The organism is Photorhabdus asymbiotica, assembly GCF_003634575.1.
GTDB lineage: Bacteria > Pseudomonadota > Gammaproteobacteria > Enterobacterales > Enterobacteriaceae > Photorhabdus > Photorhabdus asymbiotica.
The window spans coordinates 157635-177351 of record NZ_RBLJ01000003.1; the positions used below are offsets into that span (position 1 = coordinate 157635).

Genomic DNA, 19717 nt, shown 5'->3' on the forward strand with positions numbered 1-19717 from the left:
CATGCCTTTACCTCTGGTAGTTCCGGTCGCACTGACTGCTGCTGAATATGCAGCATCAGCCCTTACGGGCATATTGGTTGGCGTTGGTGTTGGCCTCGGCGTTACGGAAATGACAAAAGACAAGGATGATGAAAAAGAGCAAGAGGAAACCCGAACGGATATAATCAGTACAGCAAGGGAAGAATGCAAAGCGTGCCCAGCCATTGAGAAAGTGAGCCCCAGTTGGGAGAGTACCAGTTCATATTCACAGGTTACCCTTGATTATCAACTCCAGATAGCCAAAACCGTTTACAAACCGGACGCAAAACTCATACAGGTATGGGAATGTCTGGGAGTCAGTTTTGATGGCTGGCGACCAAAAGCATGCCTGTTTCTAGAATCCAAAGCTAAATATGATCAGTTTTTTAGGAAAGGAAAGCCAATGGGATGGTGGACGGGAAAAGATTCAATGAGAAATCAAGGAGGGCGGCAGCAAGAAGTATGCACTTCATTGAATAGCATTCCACGTTCCCACTGGCATTTTATGGAACCTATGAGCGCAGCTTACTATTCAAAGGAATTTTCTAAGTATCCCAATATTAAAGTATTTCACACCCCTTACTTGGATAATGCGAGGCAATAAATGATTATTTTATCACCAGAGATAAAACTGTATTTTGACCGGCAGGAACCCTTAACTCCCCAAATAGTATTGGCTGATTTGTATCGAATTACTCAACAAATCGATCACTTTTTTAGTCGTCATAAAACCTGGTATTTGACTGGACACACTCGTAAGGAAGCATTAGAGCATCCTGTTTTTGAAGGACAGCATCCAACGAAAAAAGCAGTTCAGGTATTCGAAAAAAATTATAAAGAAAATTTCCCTTTTATAGGAAAAAGTATTTGGGATGGTGAAGATGACGATCTTGCCTGTTCGCTATTTTATGAGAACTATCGTAGTGACAGGCTAGGACAAACTGAGATAACAATAGATCTCAATATTGACGAAAAAGAGTTTCAATTTTCACGGTTGATTGATTTTATTACTTTTTTAGTTCTCAGCCGTAATGCCCCCTATATTATGGTGGAAACTAACGGTTATACCTTGCAGCAAAATCAGGTATTCCCCGACAGATTAAGTGCAGGGTGGATGATTTATTTACCCTTTGTTATAGACCCCGCATTATTACCGATGGCAGATGAAATCTTACCTATTACCAATGATAAAGAGCAACTGGGGACATTAATTATCACCAAAAAAGGCATTTTTGACGGCGAAAATCAGGATGATATTGATAAAGCCAATGATGTTGAAATTCAGTTGTTGAATTTGGGATTACTGCCATTAATTACTGAGGTTTAACGGCAATGGCGTTGTTTTACATTCGGACAACGCTACATTTTTACTGATGATGACATTGAACACATTCCACTGACAGCCAGTTCTAATGCCCTGTTACTCACCTGACACTCCAGAGGATAATGAGTTTTATGGACAAGCCATTTTTTCTAGCATTCATTGAAGATGAATCATTGGTCACAAATAGTTTTATTTTCAGAGAAATAAAAATTCATACCTAAAAATCTATTTATACCCTGTGGATTTCAAGATGCATCTCGACGGCAAGGGAGCAAATCCCCGGGAGCATAGATAACTCTGTGACTGGGGTGAGTGAGTGCAGTCAACAAAGAGGCAACTTGAAAGATGACGGGTATATTGGATAGGTTATAAGTTCAATTAGGATATTTTATTCCTCATGATGCATTATTTTATTATCATGTATTTCATAAGTAGTGAAGTTTAATCCCTGTAAAAAGCTGTCATCATGTGAACTAAAAATAACAATTTTCTCTTCTGCCAGAGAAAGCATCAATTCTATTAAAAATGTTATAGCATTTGAATCAAGCCCATTTGTTGGTTCATCAAAAATATAAACATCTGCATCTGTAATAAAAGCGGATGTCAAAATAAGAACTTCTTTTTTGTTCCAAGTGACATTTGTCCATATTCAATACCAGAATATTTGGATATGCCAAAACCATTTAAATAGTGGTCTAATTGATATCTTAGATTACTTTTCCTATAACGTTTGCCTAGCTTTATTACATCCATTCCAGTAATAAAATTATAAAAATCAATATCATCCGAGACGTAAAAACCATGTTTCTGTAAACTAAATCGATATTTTTTCTCATTTTTTATAAAGTTAACCATTCCTTTTTTAACCTTGTTTACACCAGCAATACTTGAAAGAAAAGTTGTTTTACCCGCCCCATTAATTCCCGCAATACGGTTTAATCCAACACAAAAATTACAATTTACCCCTGAGAAAACGGTCTTATCATTAATAACAACTTCCAGTCCAATAACTTCAAGCATAAACAACCCCAAAAAAGTATGTGAAAGAGAAAATAACACAAAGAATAATAAATTTCGTATACTGTGTTCTCAATAAAGAGATAAATGAGAGAATAACTGAGAGAAAAACATAAGATATAAACATAATAACAGGAAATGATTTAACAACAAAAAAACAAAAAGAAAAAATTAAAATAGAAAATATAAACAAAGAAATACAATAATTATAAAACAAAATTTTTTGCATAGATAAGAAATTAGATAAATATGAAAATAAATTCATTTCAATATATGAAAAATTATAAAACGATAACATACAGATATATATAGCGACACTGAAATATATTAATAATATATAATCAGACTTGGTTGGGATTTGAGAAAATGCACTTTCACATAATATATATAAAATCATAACAGATAACAACATAATAAGTGACGATATTTTATTTTTATGAAAATGATATCGTAGATTTATAATATAAGGTAATGAAAAAAATCCTGCTGAAAATAACTTCTTATTTTGGTTAATTATGTGACATGATGCAGAGTTTAAATATAATCTAAATGCCATTAATAAAATAGCCAATGTAAAAATAAAATTATATAATACTCCACTTCTGAATGATGCAGAAAAAATAAAGAATGTAGCAAAAAACACAAAATATAATAAATTTAACTCAAATAAACAAAATCCAATTACAGCAAAAGAAATAATCAAAAACAACATAGATGAAAAATAAGATAAATAATTAACATTTACAGAAAAAGAACCTAAAAAAAAGAAAATAATCATCGGAAAAGTACTATAAATAAAAAACACGATATTACAAAGAAACAATGTTTTTTTATCTACCAAAGAAACAATGATTGAATTTTTTCTTGCAGTGGGGAAAAATCTTTTATTAACTGAATAGAACAAAACATACATTATTAAAGATATAAAAGAGAAATAAAATGATTTTATGTAACTCTCTGGAGTAACAATATTAGAAGACAAGACAATCAAGATTTCAAATATACCACTGGCTTTTGCCGGAAGTAACAAAAAACAAAGAAATATAATGACATTTTTATTCCCGGAGGCAAATTCTTTTATCCTGCCTTTATATTCCAATGCATCAGCCATTATTAAATTCATACAACCCTCTAAAACCAAAATCTAAATAATGTCCTTTGTGAGTCTTTCGGAAATTTCGTCCTAGAATGTAAATACAAATAATTACTAAACACAATACATTGATCTTTCCTTAAATGCAATCGGTATTGATTTTCCTTTTGATGTATAAACATATTGATATCCATAAGCATAGAATAAACCTCTTCTGTACATTTAAAATTATTGAGTAATGGTGAAAACGATATTCCAATATTACCTTCTATTCTTGAAAATATTCTTTTTTGAAAAAACCTATCATTGGAAAAATGAGAAAGACATTCATCATGAAATAATAGATTTCATATTACGTTGTAGGATAATAAATTAAGTAACTTCCTATAATGAAGCTAAACAATCCAGATATGTTTAATAAAAATTCAATTTAACAATACTTAATTCCTTCTCAAACAAAGCTCAGGAAAATTTATTCAATATATACCCTTCATCTTTCAAGCTGCTGCTTTGTTGGCTGCGCTCCCTTGCCGCCGCGCTGCATCTTGAAATCCATTGGGTATAAATTTTTCCCTCAAAAAATAAAATTTCTAGCTTTCAAACTATTGTTTCAAATTACTGTTTCTTAACCTGTTGCCACATTTGCTCCATTTCTTCCAATGTCGCGGTTTCCAACGTATGGCCTTGACCCCGGATTAGCTTTTCCACTTCTCTGAAACGACTCTCAAACTTATTACATGCTTTCTGTAATGCAAGTTCAGGTTTGTACCCCAAATGACGCGACAAGTTCACAGCAGCAAATAGTAAATCGCCAATCTCTTCTTCCAAATGCTGCTCATCAACAACAGCCTGATGAGCTTCATCCATCACTTCGTCTATCTCTTCATAGACTTTGTCCAGCACCGGCCCCAAAGTATTCCAGTCAAAACCAACGGAAGCACAGCGTTTCTGGATTTTATAGGCTTTCATTAGTGCCGGCAGGCTCGCCGGAATATCATCCAAGACGGAATGAAGATCTTTTTGCGCTCTTTCCTGCGCTTTCTGTTTCTCCCAGCCTCTAACAGCCACATCACTGCTGATATTCTGCTGCTGAGCAAATATATGCGGATGCCGACGTTCCAGCTTATCGCTGATCCCATTGCAGATATCATCAAAATCAAACAGTTGCTGTTCTTTGCCCATTTCAGCATAGAACACCACTTGAAATAACAGATCACCCAATTCTTCTTTCAGATCAGAAAAATCACCGCGCTCAATAGCATCGATAACTTCATAAGTCTCTTCTAACGTATAAGGCGCAATCGTTTTGAATGTCTGCTCTTTGTCCCAAGGACATCCCTGCTGAGGATGGCGCAACTGCGCCATAATCCCCAGTAACCGTTTTATACCCGTCATCTTTCAAGTTGCCTCTTTGTTGGCTGCACTCACTCACCCCGGTCACAGAGTTCGCTATGCTCCCGGGGATTCACTCCCTTTCTTATCCCTTTTCTCTGCTGTCAGTTGCCATGAAGACGTTTAGCTTCAATGACATCCGGTAACTGATTGATTTTTGCCAATATCCGTCCCAATACTTGCAGGTTATAAATCTCAACATCCATATCAATAGTAGCAATCTGCTGTTTTATATCACTACGGCTGCTAACCCCCAGCACATTGACCTTTTCATTAGCTAAGATCGTGGTGATATCACGCAGTAATCCACTGCGATCATTTGCCACAACACGCACAATCAATGAGTAACCACTGGAATATCTCTCTCCCCAAACCGCATCCACTACCCTTTCAGGGGCATTTGCCTGCAAATCTGCCAGTTGTTCACAGTCAACCCAATGGATAGATATTCCCCTTCCTCGGGTAATAAAACCAACAATCTCATCCCCCGGGATTGGCTGACAACAACGCGCTATGTGATGCATCAAATTACCTACACCTTCTACCACAATCCGCCCATTGTCTTTAGCAGAACTACGCTGTACATGGGGTTTACTTTCCAAATTGCGAAGCGCTTCCCGATCTGCATCTTCTGCAGTCGTTTTATTAAATTTGCTCTGCAAGAAGTTAATCAACTGGTTGATACGGATATCACCAACGCCAATTCCTGCCAATACTTCATCAAGTGTGTGGACGTTATAACGGGCAATCAGCAGTTTTTCGGCTTCTTTTAGACTGATCCCCAAGTGTGTCAGTTCGTTATCCAACATCTGACGCCCAGCAATGATGTTCTTATCCCGATCCTGTTTACGGAACCAGTTATGAATTTTCGCCCGGCCACGGCTTGTCGTGACATATCCCAAATTTGGGTTCAGCCAATCGCGGCTTGGGTTCGGGTGTTTTTGCGTGATGATGTCAATCTGATCACCCATCTGCAACTGATAGCTGAATGGCACAATACGGCCACCAATTTTTGCGCCAATACAACGATGTCCCACATCGCTGTGAATATGGTAAGCAAAATCCAGTGGTGTGGAACCCGCCGGCAGATCAATAACATCCCCTTTAGGCGTAAATACATAGACTCGATCATCAAACACCTGGCTGCGAACCTCATCCAGCATTTCGCCAGAATCTGCCATCTCTTCCTGCCATGCGATCAGTTTACGCAACCATGCAATACGCCCTTCATATCCCGCACGGTTAACCGCTGTTGCACCCTCTTTATATTTCCAATGTGCGGCAATCCCTAATTCAGCATCTTCATGCATCTGACGGGTACGGATCTGAATTTCCAGTGTCTTACCACCCGGCCCAAGTACGACAGTATGGATAGATTGGTAACCATTGGGTTTTGGGTTGGCAACATAATCATCGAATTCATCCGGCAAATGGCGATAGTGAGTATGTACTATCCCTAAAGCCGCATAACAATCCTGTAAACGTTCCACCACAATCCGCACCGCCCGAACATCAAACAGCTCATCAAATGCCAGTGATTTTTTTTGCATCTTGCGCCAGATGCTGTAGATATGTTTGGGCCGCCCGTATATCTCAGTCGTTACGTGTTCTTTGAGCATATATTTACGTAATGTACTGACAAAGTGATCAATATACTGCTCACGATCAATGCGACGCTCATGCAATAGCTTGGCAATTTTTTTGTATTCATCAGGATGGAGATAGCGGAAGCAGTAATCCTCAAGTTCCCATTTGAGTTGACCAATTCCCAGACGATTAGCTAATGGCGCATAAATATTGGAACACTCTTTGGCAACCAGTACCCGCTCATCTTCTGCCGCTTCTTTGACTTCCCGCAGATGCGCAATCCGCTCCGCCAGTTTGATGACAACACAGCGAAAATCTTCCACCATTGCCAATAACATACGACGGACATTATCAACCTGCACAGAACAGGTTGAATCGTTATGTGTGGCTTTCAACTGGCGAATAGCATCCATTTCCATCACGCCGTTCACCAGATTAGTAATCGCACCGCCAAACGCAGCTGTGACAGTTTCATCATCGAGTAATTTGGCATCAACCAATGGGAACAGTAACGCAGCACGCATACTGTCATTGTCCATACTCAGCGTAGAAAGGATCTCGACCATTTCTACGCCACGCCACAATAGAAGTTCTGAATCAGGATGATTTTGCGCTTTTTCGTAACAATAACGCCAGGTCTCGGCCAATTTCTCGCCCAATTGAGGATTCACTATACCTAAACTCGCGATCCACTTATGTACTGCAAACTCTCCCGCAGGGGTTAAATGAGCACTTCTTATTGCAACCATAATCTCTCCCACTTCTATACCCTTCATCTTTCAAGCTGCTGCTTTGTTGGCTGCACTCACTCACCCCAGTCACATAGTTCTCTATGCTCCCGGGGATTCGCTCCCTTGCCGCCGCGCTGCAAATCGAAATCTATTGGGTATATACCCTTCATCTTTCAAGCTGCTGCTTTGTTGGCTGTACTCACTCCAGTCACTGAGTTATCTATGTTCCCGGGGATTCGCTCCCTTGCCGTCGCGCTGCATCTTGAAATCCATTGGGTTATAGCAACTACCCGCCGCAATCAATACGACTAAATAGCACCATTGACTCCAAATGACCTGTATGCGGAAACATATCCAACATCCGCACACTGATAATATGATAGCCAGCCTCAAGCAGCGTCTTACTGTCCCGCGCCAATGTTGTTGGATTACAAGAGACATAAACCACTTTTTCAGGGGCTAGCTTGACGATGTGTGACATTACTCCTGCTGCACCCGCACGCGCCGGATCTAATAAAACCTTATTAAATCCCAGTTTTGCCCAAGGTTGCTGATGTATGTTAGCTTCCAAATTTTCATGATAGAAAGAGATGTTATCCAAATTATTTAATTTAGCATTATATTGCCCATTAGCTACTAGCGTGGCAACCCCTTCCACGCCAACCACTGCCTGCACTTTTCGCGCAATAGGTAAGGTGAAATTCCCCATCCCACAGAACAGGTCAAGGACTCTGTCATTTGGTTGTAAGTCGAGCCACTCCATCGCCTGCGCAACCATTTGCTGATTTACCGTCTCATTAACCTGAATAAAATCTCTGGGGCTAAACACCAGTTTTAACCCATCCACCTGATACCAAGGTTCCGGCGAGTTATTTAATGGCTCAAGTGTGGTCTCATCTGCCATCAGATAGACAGCTGCATGATGTTGCACCGCAAACGTGCATAATTTCTCTTTATCTTCCCCTTTCAAGGGATCAAGATGACGCAATATTATCAATGGCCCATTATCTGCTAACACCAGCTCCACATGCCCCAACCGTTTAGCTGCTTTCAAATTACTCAGGCACTGAGATAATGGCTGCAATAACTGTTCCAATTCCGGCTGCAAAACCGGACATCTTTTTACAGCAACGATTTCATTGGATTGATTTTGCCGAAAACCCATCACAAGTTGACGTTGTTTCATGTGATACTGTAGGCCAAGTCTTGCCCGGCGCCGATAGCCATATTCAGGGCTGAGAATCACGGGTTTAGCGGAAACTGTGACACCGGTTTCCCGCCAGATAAGATGTTCCAGAACACTGGCTTTACTTTCACGTTGTAAATCAGGTGCAACATGTTGTTGCTGACAACCGCCACATACGCCAAAATGCGGACAACAGGGGCTTACACGATATGGACTATCAGAAAGACGCTTAACCAGTTTTGCTTTTGCAAACTGGCGTTTCTCTTCTGTTAGTTGGACCTGTGCCTGTTCGCCGGGCAATAACCCAGCGACAAAAACGGTTTTGCCTTGATGGCGAGCCACGCCCTGTCCCTGAGCATCCAGATTATCCGCAGTGACTGTGATGATATGTCGATTTATTGTTCGACGATTAGGGGAATAAAATTGCACCATGATTCTTATGGACTATGAATTATTAATTCCCTATCCCAATAGGGCTATTGGGATAGGCTCTAAGTCCTTATTTTCCCATACATAGGCGCCTATGACCAAATATAGCTTACTCCTGCGAATGATGAGCCTGCTTTTAGTTCCAATTTTACTCATTGGCATGTTTCTCAGTGTCTCATTTATCTATTACCACTATAGTGAAATAAAAAACCAGATCGTCCGATCCGGCATCAGTATTATTGAACCTCTTACCATCGCCAGTGAAATTGGCATAAACCTACATAACCGTGAGCGTGTCAATTCATTGATAACCCGGCTTCACCGCAGAAATTCTGAGATAGTTCGGGCAATTGCTATCTTTAATGATGATAATCAGCTATTTGATATATCAAACTATAAATACGATTCAACCCAACTACAAATCGCACCAAATACCCCACTCCCCCTCACTCTGGCAAAAATGGAGATCAAAAACAGTATTATCTTACGAATGCCAATTATCTCAGAGCATCACTTATCCAAAAATCAACAGAATGCAGATCCCCCCGCCCTGCATCCCATTGGTTATATCGCCATTGATCTTGACTTACGAGCCGCTCACTTACAGCGATATAAAGATATCGCTATCTTTATATTACTCTTGGTCATTTGCCTCGGCGGAGCATCATTATTTGCCTACTATTTGGTTCGTAAAATCACGGAACCCATCAGCGAAATAGTTCGTACTGTTGATAGAATTCGTCAGGGACAGTTAAACAGTCGTGTCAGCGGCAAGTATTTTGGTGAACTTGATACGCTAAAAAATGGCATTAATGCCATGGCAAAATCCCTGTCTAGCTATAAAGAAGAGATGCAACACGACATTGATCAAGCCACTTCGGATTTGCGGGAAACAATGGAACAGTTCGAAATTCAGAACGTTGAGCTGGCAATAGCAAAGAAACGCGCTCAAGAAGCCGCCAGAATAAAAACGGAATTTCTGGCCAATATGTCTCATGAATTACGTACACCACTGAATGGCGTCATTGGTTTTACCCGCCAAACCCTGAAAACATCCCTGACAATACAACAAACTGAATATCTGCATATTATTGAGCGTTCTGCTAATCATCTGCTGAATATTATCAATGATATATTGGATTTTTCACGACTTGAGGCTGACAAGTTAATACTCGAAAACATTCCATTTCTCCTACAAGAGACTATTGATGAGGTTATTGTTTTACTGACACCGAGCGCCAAAAATAAGAATATTCAGCTTACTCATAGTATTGATCCGCAAATACCGAATTTAGTCATAGGTGATCCTATGCGTCTCCAGCAAATATTAACCAACCTCATAGGTAATGCGATTAAATTCACTGAACAAGGCTCAGTAAAAATAGACATTAATTTGGTGCAACAGCAACATCATAAAATCAATTTAGCAATGACTGTCAGCGATACCGGTATCGGTATCAGCCCTGAACAGCAACCTCATCTGTTTCAAGCTTTTCATCAGGCAGATGCCAGTATCTCCCGCCGCTATGGTGGCACCGGCCTTGGTCTGGTGATTACACAGAAACTGATCCGCGAAATGGGCGGAAATATCAGTTTTACCAGCGAACAAGGAAAAGGTTCTGTTTTTCATTTTGATTTGTGGCTGGAAAAAGATGATTTCATTCTGACCGGGTCCGTTGTGCCACAAAAAGTACTTCCTCATTCCCCTCGTTTACCAATAACAACCATGGCCGTTGATGACAATCCAGCTAATCTCAAATTAATCGGCTCATTACTAGAAGAAATTGTGGAAAAAACGGTTCTGTGCAGCAGTGGAGAAGAAGCTTTACAAGCGGCAAATGATCACCACTTTGACGTCATTCTCATGGACATTCATATGCCAGGTATGGACGGCATCTGCACTTCTGAACGCATCCATCAGCTACCACAACACCGAAGTACACCAATCATCGCGGTCACCGCCTATACCTGTCGGCCCAAGGTTGATGCAGCTCAGTCACCATTTAAGGGTTTTCTGACCAAACCACTGGATGAACATCGTCTAAGATCTATGTTAAGCCGCTATGTCAAAACGTTCGAACCACAACATATTGATTGGCAGTTAGCTCTGCAACAGGCCGCAGGCAAAGAGCAACTTGCGCTGGATATGTTACAAATGCTGGTAGATTTACTGCCAGATATTAAAGCAATAACAGAGGCCGTTTTGTCAGGAGAAATGGTTGAAGATTACCCGCAACAGATCCATAAGCTGCACGGTAGTTGCTGTTACAGCGGCGTGCCACGACTAAAAGCACTCTGCCAATTGATTGAACAACAATTACAAAAAGGTGTTTCATTCACGGATATAGAACCTGAATTGCTGGAACTGGCGGATGAAATAGATAATGTCCTCACCGCTGCGCAAAAAATATTGAACAACGGTTGAAGCATTAATTACGTACTGTGAATTTACAGTATTCTTCATAGGCATAATTATCTGTCATGCCACTGATGTAATCCTGAATAAGACGGGCGCGATAATAAAACTCGATCAGGTCTTTTTCAGATTCATCAGTAGCAATAATTTTTTCTACCGCTTCGCTGTAAGCCAGACGATGTTTGGTGGAAAGTTTATGCAGCATCCGGGTTTCGATAAAATATTTTTCATGGCAATTATTCTGGTCTAATTCCACAAAATGCTGACGAGGCATCTTTAATAATGGGTAGTAAAAATCCAGTAGCCCATTAATAACTTTGTATCCCTGTAACTCTAGTTCTTCAACTTCTGGATGATTAAATACCCTTTTGCAAGCAACGTTTTTCAGCGTCTTAAGTAACCGATGCTCTTCACTCTTATCCTCAAGCAATGCCTGATTAAATGTCCCTGCAAAAACGGTAGGTAGATGATCAATAAAACGGCGGGCAGTATAAGGCACAAGTTTACCGGTAATATAAACCCTTAGATACATAAAGAATTGGTCTTGCTGGCTACGGCGTAATTCGTTGCCAACCGTTCTCTCATAAGCCTCGTTGATAGTCGTTTCAAATAAATCCCCCGCCCGATGACCACCGCTTTCTTGCCACTCCTGTTTGAGATATTCCATCAGCATATCTACGCCAAAAATATCTTTTTCAACAGCATCATCCAGATCAGCAATGCAATAAGAGATATCATCTGCGGCTTCCATAATATAAGTCAGCGGGAAGCGGCAAAATTCCCCCATTTTAAGCTCACGGCATAATTCGCGGACAAAACTCTCTTCCGACCAATAAAAACCCGGTTTTTTCATCAAGTAATTAAACTGTTCCGGTTCTGTTTCAAGACGAAAAGCCGGCAGAGTATATTTTAAAATACAACCAATTTGGGCATAAGTCAGATTGAGTTTTAGCAGGCTGTGGACCATACGGATCGCCTGAGCATTCCCTTCAAACTGACATAAATCTTTACGCAATTGGCGACGGAAGAGATCCTTTTTCAGATCACCGCTTAAATGCAATGCTAATATTTCACATTGATCTTTTTGCCCCATATTTTTCGGGTCAAAATTAGGATCGAGCTTTCTGGTAAACCAATCTTTAATCGCAGCTTCACCAAAATGACCAAAAGGTGGATTACCAATATCATGCATTAAACAAGCCATTTCAATCAGGCTTTCAAATGGCAACAGACGTTTATCCAATCCATAATGAGCTAACAAATTACGCGATTTCAACTCACTAATAATGGTTTTCGAAATATAACGTCCAATTTGCTGCACTTCTAATGAATGAGTCAGACGACTGCGAACAGCCGCATTATGTTCCAGTGGGAAAACTTGTGTTTTCTGTTGTAAACGGCGAATAGCCGCTGAATTTATTATCCGTCCGCGATCACTTTCAAACTGGAGAATAACTTGCTCTTCATTATTAGGATCAACATCATACTGACTGTATTTACGTTGATAATTAAGCTTCTGACTAAAGTCTATTCCGGACATTGATCCCCCGACTTGTGAGATAGCACTGTTTTACATCACAGATTATCTGATTGTTCAGTATTCGATGTTAAACTCAAGAACTGAATGATTTTATATGATTAATTAATCAACAGCGAGTATGACATAATGAAAGTAGGCGTGATAGGTGCTATGGAGCAAGAAGTGACTTTACTGCGTGATCAAATTGAAGATCGCCAGACATTGTCACAAGGTGGCTGCGAAATCTATACCGGTAAACTCAACGGCGTGGAGATCGCACTGTTAAAATCGGGTATTGGTAAAGTTTCTGCCGCAATTGGTACGACTTTGCTGCTTGAACATTGTCATCCAGATGTGATTATCAATACGGGTTCAGCGGGTGGCCTTGATCCGCAATTGCAAATTGGTGACATCGTGGTATCCAGCGAAGTTCGCTATCATGATGCTGATGTGACTGCTTTTGGTTATGAACCCGGTCAAATGGCGCAATGTCCTCCAGCTTTTGTGGCGGATAGCCAGCTAATCACATTGGCAGAAAAGTGTATTCATGCACTAAATCTAAATGCGATACGTGGGCTAATTTGCAGCGGTGATGCATTTATTAACGGTGCTGAGCCTCTGGCACGTATCCGGGCTAATTTCCCACAAGTCACAGCGGTAGAAATGGAAGCTGCAGCGATAGGACACGTTTGCCAACAATACAACACCCCGTTTGTTGTTGTACGCGCTATCTCCGATGTGGCAGATAAAGAATCTCATCTCAGCTTTGATGAATTTCTTTCGGTGGCAGCCCGCCAGTCCACATTAATGGTTAATGCAATGCTGACCGAATTAGCCGAAAATAAATAAGATATACCCAATAGATTTCGAGTTGAAGCGCGACGGCAAGGGAGCGAATCCCCGGGAGCATAGATAACTATGGTGACCGGGGTGAGTGAGTGCAGCCAACAAAGAGGCAACTTGAAAGATGACGGGTATATTTCAGAGAGCACATCTTCATGAGATGGATAAAAAGCCTGAGTTCAGTTTGGTTACTGCTTTTACTGCTTCTCAATGGTTTCTGTCATTCGCTATATGCCAAGCCTCTGCGGGTAATCAGTTTATCCCCATCAACCACAGAATTAGCCTATGCCGCCGGATTAGGTGACAATTTGATCGCAGCCAGTGCTTATTCTGATTATCCTCCTCAAGCCAGTAAACTGGAACAAGTGGCTAGCTGGCAGGGCATTAATCTGGAACGTATTGTTACTCTTAAGCCCGATATCATTCTGGCATGGCGTGGCGGTAACCCCCAACGCCCACTGGAGCAACTCGCTTCTCTTGGTATTCAAATCTTTTATTCCGATCCGGAAACCACCGAACAAATAGCTCAGGATTTAGAACGGCTGGCTGAATACAGCTCACACCCCGAACAGGCAAAAAAATCCGCAACGGAACTTCGCCAACGATTTGCCGCGCTGAAACAACAATATGCTGCTATCGCACCAAAACCGGTCTTTTTACAATTCGGAACTCATCCTCTGTTTACCGCCTCAGGACATACACTACAAAGTGAAGTGCTTTCAATCTGCGGCGGTAGAAATATCTTTGCTGACAGCCCGGTTCCCTGGCCCCAGGTAAGTCGTGAGCAAGTACTCACTCGAAAACCTGAGATGATTGTTATCAGCGGTGGAGAGGAACAGATCAGATTAATCGAAAATTTTTGGCATCCACAATTGCATGCCAAAGTGATTACATTAAATGAAGATTGGTTTCATCGCGCAGGGCCACGCATTATTCTGGCAGCCGAACAACTATGTCAGCAATTGAATGACAAAGGTTCTTGATAAGCAAAATCATTTAATCGGATTGTAAAAGGACTCTCGTAATGGGTCATATTATTCAGCCCCATTACGAGAAACAAATAACCCAGAATCAGATACTGAAAGAAGAGCCGCAACCGCAGGTTGTCTTCGCATTAGGGTTGGTAACGATAAAACGTGAACCTTCCAGACCTTCGGTATAATCAACACAACCGCCAACCAAATATTGCAGGCTCATCGGATCAACAACCAACTCTACACCTTGTTTCTCAATGGTCATATCACCTTCATTGATTTGATCATCAAAGGTAAAACCATATTGGAAACCACTACAACCGCCACCCGTGATATAAACCCGTAAACGCAGGTTCGGATTTTCTTCATCAGAAACCAAGATCTTCACTTTATTGGCGGCAGCATCCGTAAACTGTAAAGGTAACGCCATATCATCGCTCATCATTTTTTACTCCAGACCGGAACCCGGCAAAAATATTGAGAAAACCACAAAATTTGCCGATTATTAATATACCCTATGGATTTCAAGATGCATCGCGACGGCAAGGGAGCGAATCCCCGGGAGCATAGCTAACTCAGTGACCAGGGTGAGTGAGTGCAACCAACAAAGAGGCAACTTGAAAAATAACGGGTATAGCTCGAATTATCCAATACCTGATGAGTTCGTTCAAGTTTTGTCATTATCGGTGAACACGAACCACTAAAAAACTGTCACATATTGGGCTTACCATCATTGATGCTATTTTATCCAAAAACACTATCCTCAATCAGGACAATCAGCTGTTACCTATAATTAAACCATTTGTTAATCAATTAACAGTTAAGGAGGAAAAAATATTGATTTATTATGATTATTAGTTAACTTGCTAAACGTTTATCAAAGTAATAATAGGGAGTTTCTATGCGAAAAATATTGCCACTTATGCTGGTTATCACCCTGGCGGGATGTACAGCTCATAGCAAACAAGTTGATATTGACAGTAACACCGCGAAAAAAATTAACGACATTATAGAAAATCAGGTAAAACCAGCCAATAAAGACAATCCTGGTGAAATAATAAAAAACGTATCTTATAAGTTCCTGAACACGCCTTATGCCGCAAACAAACTGATAGGTTCTCCTACGGAACCTGAGAAATTAGTGATAGATTTTAGCGGACTGGACTGTTTTACTTTCCTTGACTATGTAGAATCTTTAAGAAAATCCAACGACCAAAATGATTTTGTAAAAAATCTCATCCAAACAAGGTATATCGACGGAAAAATTAACTTCTTACACAGAAAACATTTCTTTACCGACTGGTCAACCCGAGAAAAATTAAATGCCAAAGATGTAACAGATGAAATCAGTTCCTCTTACATAAAAATCACAAAAAACCTGAATATAAAACCGAATGGTAGCGAATATATCCCCGGACTCGGTGCTATCAAAAGGGATATTAAATATATTCCAGGAGATAAGGTCGATGATTCCGTTATTAAGAACTTAAAGACCGGCGATTATATAGGAATATATACCCATCTTGCCGGGTTGGATGTCACCCATACCGGGATTTTTATTATGACAGATCATGGCCCAATGCTTAGGAATGCCTCCTCACTTGCTGCGAATAAAAAAGTTGTCGATTCGCCATTTCTTGAGTACGTCAAGAATAAACCCGGAATTATCGTTCTAAGAGCATTATAATCCGAGGGTAAACGGCAAACTCACTTAAAAATAGATTCAGGAGCCTTTCATGAGCCAGTCCGACATTCTTTACTCTCAGGCAAAGCAACTTATTCCCGGTGGTGTCAACTCTCCGGTACGTGCATTTAACGGTGTTGGCGGTACTCCGTTGTTTATCAAACATGCTGATGGCGCTTATCTCTATGATGTTGATGGCAAAGCCTATATCGACTATGTCGGCTCCTGGGGGCCAATGGTACTGGGACATAACCACAGCGCTATCCGTAATGCCGTCATCAAAGCCGCAGAGCAAGGGTTAAGTTTTGGCGCCCCCACAGCGGCTGAAGTGGAAATGGCGCAGTTGGTGACTGAACTGGTGCCATCAATGGATATGGTGCGCATGGTTAACTCAGGCACCGAGGCGACCATGAGTGCTATCCGTCTGGCTCGTGGCTATACCAACCGCGATAAGATCATCAAATTCGAAGGTTGTTATCATGGTCATGCTGATTGTTTGCTGGTAAAAGCGGGTTCTGGTGCTCTGACTATCGGTCAACCCAACTCTCCGGGGGTTCCAGTTGATTTCGTCAAACATACGCTAACCTGTACCTATAACGATTTGGACTCAGTGCGGACAGCGTTTGAAAGCTATCCTGAAGAGATAGCCTGTATTATTGTCGAGCCTGTTGCCGGTAATATGAACTGCGTACCGCCACTGCCAGAATTCCTCCCGGGTCTGCGTGCACTGTGTGATGAATTCGGTGCTCTGCTGATTATCGATGAAGTGATGACAGGTTTTCGCGTAGCGCTATCTGGCGCGCAATCTTATTACGATGTCGAACCTGATCTGACTTGCTTGGGTAAAATCATTGGCGGGGGTATGCCAGTTGGCGCTTTCGGTGGACGTTATGCAGTCATGGAAAAATTAGCGCCAACCGGCCCGGTGTATCAGGCTGGCACCTTATCTGGTAATCCAATTGCTATGGCGGCGGGTCTTGCCTGCCTGAAAGAAGTCTCGCAGCCCGGCGTACATCAACATTTGACTAAACTCACCGATAATCTAGCCGCTGGCCTGACGAAAGCAGCAAAAGCCGCCGACATTCCGCTGGTGGTTAACCATGTCGGCGGAATGTTTGGTATTTTCTTTACGGATGCGGAGGAAGTCTCCGGTTATCAGGATGTGATGAATTGCGATATTGAACGTTTTAAACGTTTCTTCCACCTGATGCTTGCTGAAGGCGTTTATTTAGCACCTTCTGCATTTGAAGCGGGTTTTATGTCTATCGCTCACACTGATGAAGATATTCAGCGCACTGTTGATGCTGCCGCCCGTTGCTTTGCCAAACTGAAATAATTTTTTATTTTAAATAACAGCGCCGTATTCTTACGGCGCTCATTCTTTCCATCCTTCGAACGGATCACGAGATTGCTCTTGTTGACACCGCTCTTCTTTACTCAAAAAATCATCGGGAATAATTGTCTCCTTCAATGCCGCAAAAAAACCATCCCAGTCGGGTAGATTACAGGACAGCATTACATCTCCGGTCTCAGTATCCTTCCGAATAAAAACTTCATCAAAGTCAAACCGATAAACCGCTGGTAAACTCACCGCTTGATTCCTCCCATTCATGAATAATTTCTCTACAATATCAAAACATATGCCAGACATTGATACATATCAAGGTACAGACCAAATATGATGCTATAAAGCTATCGATTTAACGGTAAGTTAAAAATCCGTTATCCGTCAAAAAAACGCCCTGTTTCACTTGACCAGTACAAAGGATACAAGTATATATTTTTCATAAATTTTCTTTATATACCGTATTTCAGACTCATATTTATTAAATGGATATCCTGGCTTTATTAAGAAGTTGAGTTTTCTTTCTATCTTTTGTTTTAAATCACAATTTACTATACCCAATAGATTTCGAGTTGCAGCACGGCGGCAAGTGAACGAATCCTCAGGAACATAGATAACGATGTGACTGGGGTGAGTGAAAGCAGCCAACAAAGCAGCAACTTGAAGGATGAAGGGTATAAATCAGAAAATATGAAGGAGAGAGGATGAGCAGCGCTATCAAAGAAATAAGTGATGCTAACATTGCATATGCAGCAACTTTTGATGATGACAAAAAAAACCTTGGTTTACCTGCTGTCAGACGATTTGCCATTTTAACTTGTATGGATGCCAGATTAGACCCAGCAAAATTTGCAGGTTTATCTGAAGGTGACGCCCATATTATTCGTAACGCTGGTGGAAGAGCCAGTGATGATGCCATTCGTTCACTTATCATTTCTTACAAACTTTTCGGAACAAAAGAGTTGTTTGTCATTCATCATACTCATTGTGGGATGGAGCTTTTTACAGACAATATCATGGGCGATTTACTGGAAAGCAGCCTGGACAGTGTCATCATGACGGATGAGGGATTTAAAGATATCGGCACCAGCACCGGTTCACCTGAGGGAAAATATATCAAATGGCTTACCATTGATAATCAAGTTAATAGTTTAATTGAAGATATCCACCGTATTCGTACTCACCCCCTTGTACCCGCAAGTATCGCCATATATGGGTACATCTATGATGTGAAGTCAGGAAAATTAATTGAAGTTCCTGAAGCAACAAGCCTTGCAAATGCAGAGTCGTAAATCAAACTTGTTGGTATACCGTAATCATTGAAGATGTTTAATTTACGATAGGCTTTTGTGATTTACTCCCCACGTTCAATCTATAAGTGATGAGCGTGGGATTTCTTACCCGCAATCTATACTTTGCTTATTTTACTGCTATATACCCAATAGATTTCGAGTTGCAGCGTGGCGGAAAGTGAGCGAATCCCCGGGAGCATAGATAACTATGTGACCGGGGTGAGTGAGTGCAGCCAACAAAGAGGCAACTTGAAAGATAACGGGTATAGATAACCATGTGACTGAGGTGAGTGAAAGCAGCCAACAAAGCAGCAGCTTGAAAGATGAAGGGTATATACTCAATAGATTTCAAGTTGCAGCGCGGCGGCAAGTGAACGCATCCCCAGGAGCATAGATAACTATGTGACTGGGGTAAGTGAAAGCAGCCAACAAAGCAGCAGCTTGAAAGATGAAGAGTATAAACATTTAAAAATTCGAGCATCTGAATATTAAAGCTTTTATATAAGGGGCGGATTTAACCGAATAAATGCAGATTTTCAAAAAGATAATTAGCAATTAACTGCGTTTAATCGAAGCCGATTAATCTTAATAAAGAGTTAAAAAACAATCAGTGTGAAAAGAATATTATCTGAATAGACTAATATTAAAACGTATTCTCACCGTTATTTTATGCAATAAACCCGAAAAATAACACAATAAAAAATGGATAAAACGATTAATCTGGCAGGATTTAAGACCTAAAAATAGGGGATTATCCGTGAGGACAACTTATTAAAACTATTCAGGATTACCGGTAAAACAGCATCATTAAAACTAAAATCGGCTATGATTAACGTTCATTAAACGTAAAACCACGATATGCCATGA

General features: G+C 40.8%; 20 protein-coding genes. 9 read left to right on the top strand and 11 right to left on the bottom strand.

What is annotated here, in order from left to right; translation table 11 throughout:
- The first annotated feature begins 1 nt into the window (after position 1).
- Positions 2-622 (top strand): restriction endonuclease fold toxin 5 domain-containing protein, encoded by a 621-nt coding sequence (locus BDD30_RS12895; protein WP_012777025.1) that lies wholly within the window; start codon positions 2-4, stop codon positions 620-622.
- A complete protein-coding gene (locus BDD30_RS12900; RefSeq protein ID WP_012777024.1) occupies positions 623-1345 on the top strand; it encodes an Imm52 family immunity protein in 723 nt (240 codons plus the stop codon).
- Between the two features lie 385 nt (positions 1346-1730).
- Here the strand turns inward: BDD30_RS12900 and BDD30_RS12905 are convergent, their stop codons facing one another.
- The 8 genes from BDD30_RS12905 to rlmD form a co-directional block, all read right to left on the bottom strand.
- Entirely contained in the window at positions 1731-1949 is a 219-nt protein-coding gene (locus BDD30_RS12905; protein ID WP_012777022.1) for an AAA family ATPase, read from the bottom strand.
- Positions 1946-2362, bottom strand: coding sequence for an ATP-binding cassette domain-containing protein (locus BDD30_RS12910; RefSeq protein ID WP_012777021.1), 417 nt, complete (start codon positions 2360-2362; stop codon positions 1946-1948). The genes BDD30_RS12905 and BDD30_RS12910 overlap by 4 nt, the downstream gene beginning before the upstream one ends.
- Positions 2355-3470: a hypothetical protein gene (locus BDD30_RS12915; protein WP_147408133.1), complete on the bottom strand. Its 1116-nt coding sequence runs from the start codon at positions 3468-3470 to the stop codon at positions 2355-2357. The genes BDD30_RS12910 and BDD30_RS12915 overlap by 8 nt, the downstream gene beginning before the upstream one ends.
- Positions 3471-3490: 20 nt before the next feature.
- Positions 3491-3736, bottom strand: a complete 246-nt coding sequence (locus tag BDD30_RS25070; protein ID WP_422615915.1) for a TauD/TfdA family dioxygenase — start codon at positions 3734-3736, stop codon at positions 3491-3493.
- A gap of 331 nt (positions 3737-4067) precedes the next feature.
- Positions 4068-4847, bottom strand: coding sequence for a nucleoside triphosphate pyrophosphohydrolase (gene mazG, locus BDD30_RS12925; RefSeq protein WP_012777019.1), 780 nt, complete (start codon positions 4845-4847; stop codon positions 4068-4070).
- Between the two features lie 101 nt (positions 4848-4948).
- Positions 4949-7180 (bottom strand): GTP diphosphokinase, encoded by a 2232-nt coding sequence (gene relA, locus BDD30_RS12930; protein ID WP_041382699.1) that lies wholly within the window; start codon positions 7178-7180, stop codon positions 4949-4951.
- Positions 7125-7253: a hypothetical protein gene (locus BDD30_RS24705; RefSeq protein ID WP_282958036.1), complete on the bottom strand. Its 129-nt coding sequence runs from the start codon at positions 7251-7253 to the stop codon at positions 7125-7127. Before BDD30_RS24705 ends, relA begins: the two co-directional genes overlap by 56 nt.
- A 195-nt stretch (positions 7254-7448) precedes the next feature.
- Positions 7449-8780, bottom strand: a complete 1332-nt coding sequence (rlmD, locus tag BDD30_RS12940) for a 23S rRNA (uracil(1939)-C(5))-methyltransferase RlmD (RefSeq protein WP_012777017.1) — start codon at positions 8778-8780, stop codon at positions 7449-7451.
- Between the two features lie 91 nt (positions 8781-8871).
- Here rlmD and BDD30_RS12945 point away from each other — a divergent pair, with 91 nt between their 5' ends.
- On the top strand, positions 8872-11202 hold the full coding sequence (locus tag BDD30_RS12945) for an ATP-binding protein (RefSeq protein WP_012777016.1): 2331 nt from the start codon (positions 8872-8874) through the stop codon (positions 11200-11202).
- Between the two features lie 4 nt (positions 11203-11206).
- Here BDD30_RS12945 and dgt read toward each other — a convergent pair whose 3' ends face one another.
- Positions 11207-12733 carry a dGTPase gene (gene dgt, locus BDD30_RS12950; RefSeq protein WP_012777015.1) on the bottom strand — a complete coding sequence of 509 codons (1527 nt, stop codon included), beginning with the start codon at positions 12731-12733 and terminating at the stop codon, positions 11207-11209.
- A gap of 126 nt (positions 12734-12859) precedes the next feature.
- Here dgt and mtnN point away from each other — a divergent pair, with 126 nt between their 5' ends.
- Positions 12860-13561 (top strand): 5'-methylthioadenosine/S-adenosylhomocysteine nucleosidase, encoded by a 702-nt coding sequence (gene mtnN, locus BDD30_RS12955; RefSeq protein ID WP_012777014.1) that lies wholly within the window; start codon positions 12860-12862, stop codon positions 13559-13561.
- Between the two features lie 149 nt (positions 13562-13710).
- Positions 13711-14538, top strand: coding sequence for a vitamin B12 ABC transporter substrate-binding protein BtuF (gene btuF / locus BDD30_RS12960; protein WP_012777013.1), 828 nt, complete (start codon positions 13711-13713; stop codon positions 14536-14538).
- Positions 14539-14626: 88 nt separating this feature from the next.
- Here btuF and erpA read toward each other — a convergent pair whose 3' ends face one another.
- Complete coding sequence (gene erpA, locus BDD30_RS12965) at positions 14627-14971, bottom strand: iron-sulfur cluster insertion protein ErpA (RefSeq protein ID WP_041382698.1); 345 nt, start codon at positions 14969-14971, stop codon at positions 14627-14629.
- A 136-nt stretch (positions 14972-15107) separates the two neighbouring features.
- On the opposite strand from erpA, the gene BDD30_RS24710 reads away from it, so the two are divergent.
- The 3 genes from BDD30_RS24710 to hemL all read left to right on the top strand — a co-directional run bounded on the left by BDD30_RS24710 (position 15108) and on the right by hemL (position 17549).
- Entirely contained in the window at positions 15108-15233 is a 126-nt protein-coding gene (locus tag BDD30_RS24710) for a hypothetical protein (protein WP_282958037.1), read from the top strand.
- Between the two features lie 197 nt (positions 15234-15430).
- On the top strand, positions 15431-16216 hold the full coding sequence (locus BDD30_RS12975; RefSeq protein ID WP_012777010.1) for a DUF1460 domain-containing protein: 786 nt from the start codon (positions 15431-15433) through the stop codon (positions 16214-16216).
- A 49-nt stretch (positions 16217-16265) separates the two neighbouring features.
- Positions 16266-17549, top strand: coding sequence for a glutamate-1-semialdehyde 2,1-aminomutase (hemL, locus tag BDD30_RS12980; RefSeq protein ID WP_012777009.1), 1284 nt, complete (start codon positions 16266-16268; stop codon positions 17547-17549).
- A 39-nt stretch (positions 17550-17588) separates the two neighbouring features.
- On the opposite strand, the gene BDD30_RS12985 is transcribed toward hemL, so the two are convergent.
- Positions 17589-17825, bottom strand: coding sequence for an antitoxin (locus BDD30_RS12985; protein ID WP_231849184.1), 237 nt, complete (start codon positions 17823-17825; stop codon positions 17589-17591).
- A gap of 437 nt (positions 17826-18262) precedes the next feature.
- On the opposite strand from BDD30_RS12985, the gene BDD30_RS12995 reads away from it, so the two are divergent.
- Complete coding sequence (locus BDD30_RS12995; protein ID WP_012777007.1) at positions 18263-18850, top strand: beta-class carbonic anhydrase; 588 nt, start codon at positions 18263-18265, stop codon at positions 18848-18850.
- The last annotated feature ends 867 nt before the right edge of the window (positions 18851-19717 follow it).